Genomic DNA, 11,031 nt, shown 5'->3' with positions numbered 1-11,031 from the left:
AGAAGTAACCAAGAAAGGCCGTTCAAGGGGGGCCATGCACAGTGCCGCCCCCAGGCCAGATGGCCCCCCTTGAAAATCCCCCCATGATATTCTTCTTTCTCCTTCGGCCTCCTGCGGGCGGCGTTTAGATGGCAGGGTGGCTGAATGGCCAGCAGCGGACGTCAACGTTCCCTGAGGCTTTCTTTGCCGGTATCCCGATTCCCTTAGCCGCGAGGTAACTAAATTTCCATATCCGTGAAAAAGTTGTTTTTACACATGTCTCAGCTTAAATGCGCTTATATCCTCAGATAAACCAATCCCGCTATGGCGTGGTTGAAACAATGAGGCTAGACGATAACCGCTCTTCGATGGAAGATAACGCTGACAGCGACAGAACGACGATACATTGGAGCACTGCGCAACATGGTGCCTCTGAACCGAGCCATTGCGGGAGCCTTGCCGTCATCTAGAAGCAGAAACTGCCCCATTCCGTAAAAGCTGCGTGATTGGGGGATTTTTAAGGGGGCGGCAGTCCCCTTGAATGGCCTTTTCTGGTTACTCTTTTGGCCACGCAAAAGAGTAACTGCCACCTTGCCAAGGCTGTCTTGGCAACATAAAAAAGCCACTGCGCGCCAGTGCAGAATCACCTTCACACAGCAAAACTTATTCCAACAGCAAAAAGAAATTTCATCCTAAGAAAAAAGAAGGCGGGAAACAAAATGTTTCCCGCTTTCTTAGCAGATACATAAAAATGATTTACGGATGTCTGACGACCAGATTGGAAGCCGCTTCACCGGCCGCCTTCTCCAGAGTCGGCATCGGGACAGCCTCCGCATCGACAGAGGATTTCCACAGGTTGTTCTGCACAGAGATGGTACTCGCCGCATCCACATTAACTGTCTTAAGAATCTCACCGTCGGAATCGCCGGATGCGATAAACGTATTGCCGGTGATGGTCACCTGCGCATCGATGAGATTGCCAAACCGGATGGCACGGTCGCTGGCCTTCTCTATGGTGTTGTTCTGCAGCAAAATGCGGCCTCTCGCTCCCGACGCGTCGCTTTGAACCGCGATCGCGTTGTGAACGGTGTTCTTGATGACGTTTCCGCTGACCTCCAGGCCGCATACATTCTGGATGTAAAAGCCCTGGAACGCGTTTTCCACCCGGTTGTTCCGGATAATCCAGTTTTCAAAGACGCCGGTCGTCGAACAGCCGGCGTTGATCGCCTGCGCGGAATTTGACGTTCCAATGTCGAGAAAGACATTGTTCTCTACCACAAGGTTTTTGACACTTCCAAAACTCGTTGTATCATTTCCATAGTAGTAGCCGAATTCCATCCGGCAGCCCTTGAAGGTGAAGCCTTTGATGGTCAGGCCGTCGATATAGGTTTTCTTGTAGTAATGGGAACCCATCTGCTCATGGTAATATCCCGTTTCCGTATCATACTGCACGTTGGGATTGTGGCCCACACCGGCTTTGAAGCCGCCGGTAATCACCGCCTGATCGCCGAGCAGCGTCAAGTTTTTGATGGTATCGGTCACAACCAGGTTCTTTCCGGGGTTCCAATCGGCCGCCTGATCCACGATGTCCGAGCCTGGACGGTTGTTGAGCTCCAGCGCATCATAATTGCCGGGAGCAAAATAGACCGTCGCGCCGTTCGGGATGGTGTTCAGTGTGTCCTGTGCGGTCTGCGGTGTGACAGCGACAGCACCGGCCGGAATCTGGGTACCGCCCTGTGTCTCACCCTCGACCGGGGTCAGCTCAGCGCCGTCCGGCTTGCTGTCTCCGGCAACATTGGTCACCGTGGAGCCGCCCTGCTGCTGCGCGACAACGCCCACTGCCGCTGTAATGGTGTTTGTCGCAAGAACCGAGCCGGGTCTCGCAACAAATTTGGTTTCGCCTTTCAGGTCAAGCTCCGCTGCCTGCAGCTTGCCAAACAGGTTGTAGGAATGCTGTGCGACATGGATGACGCCGGTGCCTGCTACGGTGATGGTGCAGTCGGACGCATGGTTTACCGCCGCGTCTTCAGCATTTACCGTAAAGGAGCCCGCATTGATCCGGCCGTTTGCAAAATCGATGGTGCCGTAGCCGGATGCGTTCAGCGTAAAGCCGTCACAGGTCAGCGTATAGCCATTGAGGTCGATGTTCGCGAAATCGTTGAGATTGACGCTTTCTGTCGGTTCGTTGATGTCCTTCATCAGCACGATTGTGTCGTTTGCCGCCGCCGCGTTGATGTCCGCGACGCTGTATGCCTTCTTGACCGATCCGTTCGTCTGCGTCGCCGTCAGGACAATGTCCGCTTCGAAGCCGTCGTTCTGGTAGCTGTTTCCTGCGGATTCCATCATCTTGATCGTCAGCGTGATGTATTCCACCTCGCCGGCATCCAGCCTGCCGTTCGGCGCGGCCGCGATGACGCCGTTCTTAATCAGCGCCGCAATCGATCCGTCCGCGTTCACCTGCGCTTCAGGGCTTGTCTTATTGCTGGACACGCCGTACAGCAGTGTATCGGTCAGAGTGTTATCCTGTATCACGAGGTCCATGTTGTACTTGAGATTCAGGGTACCCGCGTTCTTGACAGCCAGGTAGATGGTCTTTTCGGCTCCCGGCTCCCAGTTTTTGAAGTCTTCGCCGAAGATGAAGTCCTTTTCGGTTTCGTTGTCGATCTCGCTCCAGCTGGTGTTCAGCGTGCCGGGCGCGCCTTCGCCCGTGTACTTGTAGAACTGGACGTTTAAATTACCCGCCTGGATGCGGTTGCCCTTGTTGGAAACCGTATCGCTGAACCATGCAAGGGTTGTGCCGATCAGCATTGCAAGGCACAGGATGATGGACAGCCCGCAGGCCCAAAGCGATCTTCTTGTGTTCTTTTTCTCCATGTTTTTTCTCCTCCTGCATTGTGGATTATGGTTGATCATTCGTTTGATGGGATAAGAATGTCTGCCCTCCTTTTCTCTGAAACTGTTTATAAAATAACGCACACAGGAACCCCTGTTGATGCGCTTTTTATCCACGCCTTTATATGTACATACTTTTCATAAATTATGTCTATATTGTACCACAGTCGACTGTTATCGTCAATTCTTTTGCGGAAATACTGCGTCTTAATCCAAACAAATCTGATGTTCGTTCCATCGATGCAACAGGCCCCCCGCCAGCTTGAGCCGGCGGGGGGCCTGTTGCATCAAGTTTCTGTGAAGCCGGGCTTCACAGAGACTCTTGGCTGAACTGTAAACACCGGCACAGAAACCGTACAGCTGCCGGTCAGGATACACTGTAGAACCGTTCGCAATCAGCGCCTGCATATTTTTTGTAAATGCCGCGCTGAAGCTTTTCATCGGATTGTTTTAAAAAACCGGACGGTATTTTATTCCATTCTCCACCCGGTAAATCCGAGCGCCGCTGCGTTCAGAAAGCCCGCTCTCGGGTACATATGCTGAAAACATCGGTCCGGCTGTTCAATTGGCAGAGTCTGCGAACAGGGGATGCCGTGCAGTTTCATTGGCACTGCCGGGACGCCCGCAGCGCCCGCTCGCAGACCCTGCAGGCTGTTTTGCCATCCCGTACTGGGAATGTTCGCCGCACCGCTGGAATGGGTTCCGCAGCTTACGTTCCGCATCGATGCACAGACAGATTGCCCGCCGCTATTGGAAGCATCCATATGGAGCATGCATATCCCCGAAGGCTCACTGCGCAAAATGCTGCTGTCAAAACTGCCGGACAGCAGCCGGGTCCTTTTGTACGGTTCGACGATAGGTTACGGCAGGATAGCCAAGAACCAGGGTCATGACAGCCTTATCCCCTCTTTTAAGCTGGAACATCTTGCGCAGAGCACGGGACCGATTCACGGCCATAGAGAAAAAACCGCTGTATAATACGCCCAGACCGCAGGCTTCCGCCATCAGCTCCATATTGGCCGCGGCAAGGGAGCCGTTCACTTGATTCCTGGACACAAGGACAATGGCGGCCGGAGCCTTTTTGAAGAAGAAATGATCGTCAATGTCCGTCCGTCTCGCCGCCGGATTTACCAGTTTCATCAGCGGGAGAAGCCGTCTGAACAGCTTCACCGCCAATTTCTCAAAGCGGTCCATTTCATCTTTTAACACGATAAACGACACATCCTGCGCATTCCCGCCGGTAGGCGTCAGGCGGCCGGCTTCGATAACCTGCGCAATGACTTCCGCCGGCACCTGCTGTTTTGTGAACTGCCGGATGCTTCTCCTCGTTTTAATTGCCGCTGACAGCGTCTGTGGATCCAATACGGTCGGTTTCCCGATCTCTTCCGGCGGCTCGTCAAAGCCTGTCATGGAGACTGCCGCTTTCGGGCAAACCGCAACACAGTGGCCGCACATGATACAGTCCTGCGCGATGATCTTCGCTTTTTTATTTTCCAGCTGAATGTTGTTTGTGGGACAATCCTTTCGGCACAGACCACATCCAATGCATGTTTGAGAGTCGATTTGAACGGTATGTTTTCTCATTATTTCACCTGACCTCCGCTTCCCCAGCACAAAGCATCATTCATGATATAATGGCGGTGCCTCTTTCTGGACTTGGACTTATATTCGATTGCCTCGGCGGGACAGCCGCCGATACACGCCATACAATGCGTGCAGCTGCCGTTCCACGTTGGTTTTCCAGCTTTCAGATCAATATTGTTCAATGGGCATCGGGATGCGCATTTTCCACAGGAAATGCAGCGGTCCGAAACGGTAAACCCTGTGTCCCGCACAAAAAATGTGTAAAACAATGGATTGACCGGGCCGCTTTGCAGCCTTTCTCCAAAGGTTACCGCGGGTTTGTCAAAGCATTCACCCGCCCGGATCCGCTCTGCAAGCGCGGCGATGGATGGCTGCGCATGATCCGCGATCGAACGGCATTCCGCTTCCTCCGGCGTCGGGAACAGCGCCAAATAATTTTCCGGCATGATGACCGGGGCCAGCCCGCAAAACCGCCAGTTCTTTTTGACACATAATTTCCTCGCATAGGCCGCGGCGTTTCCGCATCCGCCGCCGCAGGTCAATATGAAATAGGCATCCCGGCTGCCCCTGAAGCTCGTTTCCAAAATCCATTGCTCGACGACCCTGGGCATCCGCCAGCTGTAGGTCGGCGCCACAAACACCAGCGGACGTTCTGACTGGATTGCGGCCTTTCCGCCGGACTTCAAATACTGGTTGACTGAAACAATTTCATCGTCCGATATGATTTTTGCAATTTGAAGCGCCACATGCTAGCTGTTGCCGGTACCACTAAAATATAAAACCATAATATTCTCCTCTTGACAAAATGATGATCGCCCTATATGATACACATTGTATCATATAGGGATTGATTGTCAACCGGCCAACCTGAGACAAAAGGAGGGAAATTGTATCATGGACAAGAGAAAAGCAGCCAACCAGAAGGTGAAAGACCGCTTATTTTCCGCGCTGATCGAGTTCGCGGGGCACAAGGACTGGTCAAAGCTGACCGTTACCGAGCTGATTGAACAATCCGGCGTCGCTCGGGCATCCTTTTACCGCAACTTCAAGTCTGTGGAGGAGCTCATAGACTATGGCATACAAAAAATGGCACTGCATTATCATGAGGAAAAGCCATTTCTTACAGAAGATTTTCATAACAGAGAAGTGATGCTTTACAAATTTCAATTCTATTAGAAGCATGCCGGCCTCGTTTTGGCTTTCCATCACGCAAAGCTGGCGACCACCCTGCTGGACGTCATCACCGACTGCGTGATCGACGAAAGCGGCAATATGTCAATTAACTCCATATCCAAATATAAGCTTTACTATTTTTCAGGCGCCTTCTATAACATGCTGCTCTGCTGGCTCGAGAGCGGCATGAAAGAAACGCCCGAAGCAATGGCGGATGAATTTTTACGAATCGCAAATAATTCTGGCCCATCCCATACATGCGGGTAAAGATTTATATCATACGCTTTATCCATTAAAAATATATTCGTTCTGCTTTTAACAGGATTGAACACTGCGCTTCTGCCTGCCGATGCATGTCATTTCTTGACCAAAGCGGAGCGGGGATCAGGTGGGGTTCTGGACAATCCGCATTCTGCAGACAAGCCGACACGTGAACTGAAAAAGCCAATCCATGTTCCATGGATTGGCTTTTCGGCACTATAATATTTAAGAACGATAAAATTTCAACAATCATCACTGTATTATATCGATGACCGTCTGCTCAATGATGGAACAGGCGGATTCCGGTAAACGCCATGGCGATCGCGTACTTGTCGCAGGTCTCGATGACATGGTCGTCGCGGATGGAACCGCCCGGCTGCGCGATGTACCGCACGCCGCTGCGTTTCGCACGCTCGATGTTGTCGCCGAACGGGAAGAACGCATCCGACCCGAGACTGATGCCGTCCATCTTCTCGAGCCACGCCAGCTTTTCATCCCTTGTCAGAATCTCCGGCTTTTCGGTGAAGAAATTCTCCCATATGCCGTTTGCCAGCACATCCATGTAATCGTCCGAGATGTAGACGTCGATCGTGTTGTCACGGTCCGGCCGGCGGATATCGGACTTAAACGGCAGGCCCAGCACCTTCGGATGCTGCCGCAGGAACCAGGTATCGGCCTTGTTTCCGGCAAGCCGCGTGCAGTGGATGCGCGACTGCTGGCCCGCGCCGATGCCAATGGCCTGCCCGTCGAACGCATAGCAGACCGAATTGGACTGGGTATATTTGAGCGTAATCAGCGAGATGATCAAATCCCGCACCGCGTCCGCCGGGAATTCCTTCGCGATGGTCGGGACGCTTGTAAACAGGCTTTCATCGATCTTCAGCTCATTGCGGCCCTGCTGGAAAGTGACGCCATAGATCTGGCGGCGTTCTATCGGATCCGGCCGGTAGCTTTCGTCCATGCGCAAAATGGTATAGCCGCCCTTCCGCTTGCTTTTGAGGATCTCGAGCGCCCTGTCGGTGTAGCCCGGCGCAACGATGCCGTCGGACACCTCCCGCTGGATGAGCAGCGCGGTCATCTCGTCGCAGGTATCGCTCAGCGCGATGAAATCGCCGTAGGAGGACATGCGGTCCGCGCCGCGCGCCCGCGCATAGGCTGTCGCAAGTGGGGAAAGCGCAAGATCATCGACGAAATAGATCTTTTTGAGCACATCGGACATCGGCACCGCCACAGCCGCGCCGGCCGGGCTGACATGCTTGAAGGACGCCGCCGCGGGAAGGCCGGTCGCTTCCTTCAGCTCGCAGACCAGCTGCCAGGCGTTCAGCGCGTCCATAAAATTGATGTATCCGGGCCGGCCGTTCAGCACCTCGACCGGCAGCTCGCCCTGCGCGGCACTGATCTTCGCCGGCTTCTGGTTCGGATTGCAGCCGTATTTAAGCTCCAGTTCTTTGCTCATCGAATCCTTCCTTTCCAAATCAGATGGATGTTTTTATGACGGACATCCTCCTCTTACAGCAGATGGATGCCGTTCGCTTCACAGGTTTCGATCATCTCGTCGCTCCAGACCGACGCCTGCACCTCTCCGATATGCGCTTTCTGCAGCAGCACCATGCAGAGCCTTGACTGCCCGATGCCGCCGCCCATGGTCAACGGCAGCTCGCCGCTCAGCAGCTGCCTGTGGAAGGTGAGATGCCGGCGCTCCTCGCAGCCGCTCAGCTCAAGCTGGCGCGTCAGGCTCGGCGCGTCGACGCGGATGCCCATCGAGGAGAGCTCGACCGCGCGGCCCAATACCGGGTACCAGATCAGGATGTCGCCGTTCAGCGTCCAGTCGTCGTAGTCCGGCGCGCGCCCGTCGTGCCTTTCGCCGCTCCTGAGCCTGCCGCCGATACCGGAGATAAACACAATGCCCTTCTCCTTTGCAATGCGGTTTTCCCGCTCGTTCGGGGTAAGGTTCGGCCAGCGGTCCTCCAGCTCCTGCGTGGAGATAAAGGTGACATCCTGCTCGAGGAAGTTTTCCAGCACCGGGAAACGCTCATGCAGCGTCTTCTGGGTCTTTCTGAGCACATCCACGATTCCGTGGACCGTCTGCTTCAATGTCTGCATATTGCGGTCCGCCGGAACGATGCTCTTCTCCCAATCCCACTGGTCGACATAGACAGAATGCAGATTGTCCAGATCCTCATCGCGCCGAATTGCGTTCATGTCGGTGTAAAGGCCGCGGCCGCGCTCAATTCCATAGCGCTTGATCGCCAGGCGCTTCCACTTCGCGAGGGAATGCACGATCTGCACATCGCCCCCAAGCTCCTTGATGTCGAACTGAACCGGGCGCTCCACGCCGTTCAGGTCGTCGTTCAGTCCGGTCTGCGGCCGCACAAACAGCGGCGCGGAAACGCGCAGCAGGTTCAGCCGCTCGGCTAACAGTCTCTCAAAGGTATCCTTGGCCAGCTTGATGGCGATCTCCGTCTCGATGATATCCAGTTTGGAATGGTATCCTTCGGGCAGTATCAATTTCTCTACAGACATCTGCAACTCTCCTTTAACTCTGGTTGATCGATCATATTGCTTTAGTATAGCACGGATTGGGCAAAAATACAATTGCGGGAAGCTGAATTTGCCATGACATCTCCATTACCGAAAACTTACACAGGCAGGGTTGACATCCGCATTCCGGCGTGCTAAGATAGCTCTAAAGTGTGGAAGAGGACGCCGCAGCGCCGACAACCCTTTCCGATCAGAGAGTCCGTGTCACCGGCTGAAAGCATGGATGGGAAAGACAGGCCGCGGTACCGCCTCGGAGCGCATGTGAAATACTCCGAATGGAGCCAAGCATGCCGTAGCAGCCGCGTTAAGGCCGTTTGAGGGGCGGAATATCTTCCGCAACCGAAGTGGGACCGTGGAGCCTTGTGAATACAAGCTTCATCTTCGAAAACATCCCGGTACATGCATGTACGGATGGATTCGGAAGATGGAGCTTTTTTTGCTGCCCTTTCCCCCGCCCATCTCCAGAACATCCTCTGTACAGGCTGCAAGACGGCTGGCAGGGACGCCTGTCCCAAACACTGCGCAGAGTTTCCATACAAACAGTTTCCCTGTATTCTTGTTTACAAGCCATCTGTTAACCACCATATTCCGGATGATAACCGGATATCTTAACAATAAAGGAGAGAGCATCCCATGATCCATGTGACTTTAAAAGGCGGTACCGTCAAAGCCTATGAATCCGGAACGACGGTGTATGAAATCGCCGGAACGCTTGACAACACGCTGTATAAAATCGCCTGCTGCGGCAAAATTGACGGAAAGGCCGTGGACCTGCGCACCCCGGTCGAAACCGACTGTGAACTTCAGATTCTAACCTTTGAGGATATCGAGGGACAAAAGACCTTCTGGCACACCGCGTCCCATATTCTGGCGCAGGCGGTGAAGCGCCTGTATCCGAACGCGAAGCTCGCCATCGGCCCGGCTGTCGACAACGGCTTCTATTATGACTTCGACGTTGAAACCGCGTTCACGCCGGAAGACCTTCAAAGGATCGAGGCCGAGATGAAGAAGATCGTCCGGGAAAACCTCAAAATCGAGCGGTTTTCGCTGCCGGCAGAGGAAGCCATGGAGCTGATGAAGGACGAACCATACAAGCTCGAGCTGATTCGTGAGCACGCCGGCAGGGGTGAGACCATCAGCTTCTATAAACAGGGCGAGTTTGCGGACCTGTGCGCCGGGCCGCACCTGATGGACACATCGAAGGTCAAGGCGTTCAGGCTGACCCAGTCGACCGGCTCCTACTGGCGCGGCGATTCCAGCAGGCAGATGCTCTGCCGCGTGTACGGTACGGCCTATCCGAAACAGGCCGAACTGGACGCATACCTCGCACGGGTTGAGGAGGCCAAAAAGCGCGACCACAATGTGCTGGGCCGTCAGCTCAAATACTTTACAACCTGTGAAACGGTCGGCCAGGGGCTTCCGCTGCTGATGCCCAAGGGCGCCAAGGTCATCCAGATTCTCCAGCGGTATGTCGAGGATCTGGAGGAGGCGAACGGCTATGTGCTGACCAGGACCCCGATGATGGCCAAAAGCGACCTGTACAAGATTTCCGGTCACTGGGACCACTATCTGGACGGCATGTTCGTACTTGGCGATGAGGAGAAGGACAAGGAGGTCTTCGCGCTGCGTCCGATGACCTGCCCGTTCCAGTACATGATCTACAAAAACGACCTGCACTCGTATAAGGATCTCCCGATCCGCTATGCCGAAACCTCCACGCTGTTTCGCAACGAAGCATCCGGCGAGATGCACGGGCTTATCCGCGTGCGCCAGTTCACCTTGTCCGACGGTCATCTGATTGTGACGCCGGAGCAAGTTGAGGCGGAGTTCCGCGGCGTCGTGCGCCTGATTCAAACCATCATGACCGATCTGGGCATCATCGATGAGATCTCCTACCGCTTTTCAAAATGGGACCCAAATGATAAGGAGAAGTACATCGACGCGCCTGAGACCTGGGAAAAAACCGAAACCGAGATGCGCGCGATCCTCGACCATCTGGGCATCGACTATGTTGAGGCAGCCGGAGAGGCGGCCTTCTATGGACCGAAGCTGGACATCCAGATGAAGAACGTGCACGGCAAGGAGGACACGCTGATCACCGTGCAGATCGACTTTGCATTGGCCGAGCGGTTCGATATGGTGTATGTCGATGCGGACGGCATCAAGAAGCATCCGTATATCATCCACCGCTCCTCGATCGGCTGCTACGAACGCACGCTGGCCATGCTGATCGAGAAATACGCGGGCGCGCTGCCGCTCTGGCTCTCCCCCGTGCAGGTCGCCGTGCTGCCGATGGGCGAAGGCCAGCATGAATATGCCGGCAATCTGGCCAGCCTGCTGAAAAAGAGCGGCCTTCGCGTCACGCAGGATACCCGCCGCGAGAAGATCGGATACAAGATACGCGAAGCGCAGCTTGAAAAGATCCCATACATGCTGATCATCGGCAATAAGGAGATGGAGGAAAACAAGGTTGCGGTCCGTTCCCGCAAGAACGGTGATCTGGGCGCGATGCCGGTCGATGAATTCATCGCGATGTGCGTGCAGGAGGTTCAGGACAAAAAGAACTGAATAATCCAGGATGTGTATATTCTCTGAACGCAG

The 11,031-nt window shown here is 54.3% G+C and carries 8 protein-coding genes; 3 read left to right on the top strand and 5 right to left on the bottom strand.

Annotated features, from left to right (window positions below; genetic code table 11):
* Positions 1–735: 735 nt before the first annotated feature.
* The 3 genes from BN348_RS02160 to BN348_RS02150 all read right to left on the bottom strand — a co-directional run bounded on the left by BN348_RS02160 (position 736) and on the right by BN348_RS02150 (position 5,201).
* Positions 736–2,853: a SipW-dependent-type signal peptide-containing protein gene (locus BN348_RS02160; protein ID WP_040195877.1), complete on the bottom strand. Its 2,118-nt coding sequence runs from the start codon at positions 2,851–2,853 to the stop codon at positions 736–738.
* Between the two features lie 828 nt (positions 2,854–3,681).
* A complete protein-coding gene (locus BN348_RS02155) occupies positions 3,682–4,455 on the bottom strand; it encodes a nitroreductase family protein (RefSeq protein WP_040195876.1) in 774 nt (257 codons plus the stop codon).
* A complete protein-coding gene (locus BN348_RS02150) occupies positions 4,455–5,201 on the bottom strand; it encodes an EFR1 family ferrodoxin (RefSeq protein ID WP_242844289.1) in 747 nt (248 codons plus the stop codon). The genes BN348_RS02155 and BN348_RS02150 overlap by 1 nt, the downstream gene beginning before the upstream one ends.
* 148 nt (positions 5,202–5,349) lie before the next feature.
* Here BN348_RS02150 and BN348_RS14200 point away from each other — a divergent pair, with 148 nt between their 5' ends.
* Complete coding sequence (locus tag BN348_RS14200) at positions 5,350–5,631, top strand: TetR/AcrR family transcriptional regulator (RefSeq protein WP_242844288.1); 282 nt, start codon at positions 5,350–5,352, stop codon at positions 5,629–5,631.
* An 18-nt stretch (positions 5,632–5,649) separates the two neighbouring features.
* On the top strand, positions 5,650–5,895 hold the full coding sequence (locus BN348_RS14195) for a TetR-like C-terminal domain-containing protein (protein ID WP_242844287.1): 246 nt from the start codon (positions 5,650–5,652) through the stop codon (positions 5,893–5,895).
* Positions 5,896–6,169: 274 nt separating this feature from the next.
* On the opposite strand, the gene BN348_RS02140 is transcribed toward BN348_RS14195, so the two are convergent.
* Together BN348_RS02140 and asnA are read right to left on the bottom strand one after the other, a co-directional pair.
* The gene (locus tag BN348_RS02140; RefSeq protein WP_040195875.1) at positions 6,170–7,345 is read right to left on the bottom strand and encodes a phosphoribosylaminoimidazolecarboxamide formyltransferase; all 1,176 of its coding nucleotides are present in this window, start codon (positions 7,343–7,345) and stop codon (positions 6,170–6,172) included.
* A 53-nt stretch (positions 7,346–7,398) separates the two neighbouring features.
* Complete coding sequence (gene asnA / locus BN348_RS02135) at positions 7,399–8,412, bottom strand: aspartate--ammonia ligase (protein WP_040195874.1); 1,014 nt, start codon at positions 8,410–8,412, stop codon at positions 7,399–7,401.
* Positions 8,413–9,063: 651 nt separating this feature from the next.
* On the opposite strand from asnA, the gene thrS reads away from it, so the two are divergent.
* Positions 9,064–10,998 carry a threonine--tRNA ligase gene (gene thrS, locus BN348_RS02130; RefSeq protein WP_040195873.1) on the top strand — a complete coding sequence of 645 codons (1,935 nt, stop codon included), beginning with the start codon at positions 9,064–9,066 and terminating at the stop codon, positions 10,996–10,998.
* Positions 10,999–11,031 lie beyond the last annotated feature (33 nt).

Origin of the sequence: Candidatus Soleaferrea massiliensis AP7, from assembly GCF_000820765.1 — a bacterium.
Lineage (GTDB): Bacteria > Bacillota > Clostridia > Oscillospirales > Ruminococcaceae > Soleaferrea > Soleaferrea massiliensis.
Note: the sequence above shows the minus strand (reverse complement) of the source record. Positions and strands in the feature narration are given on the sequence as shown.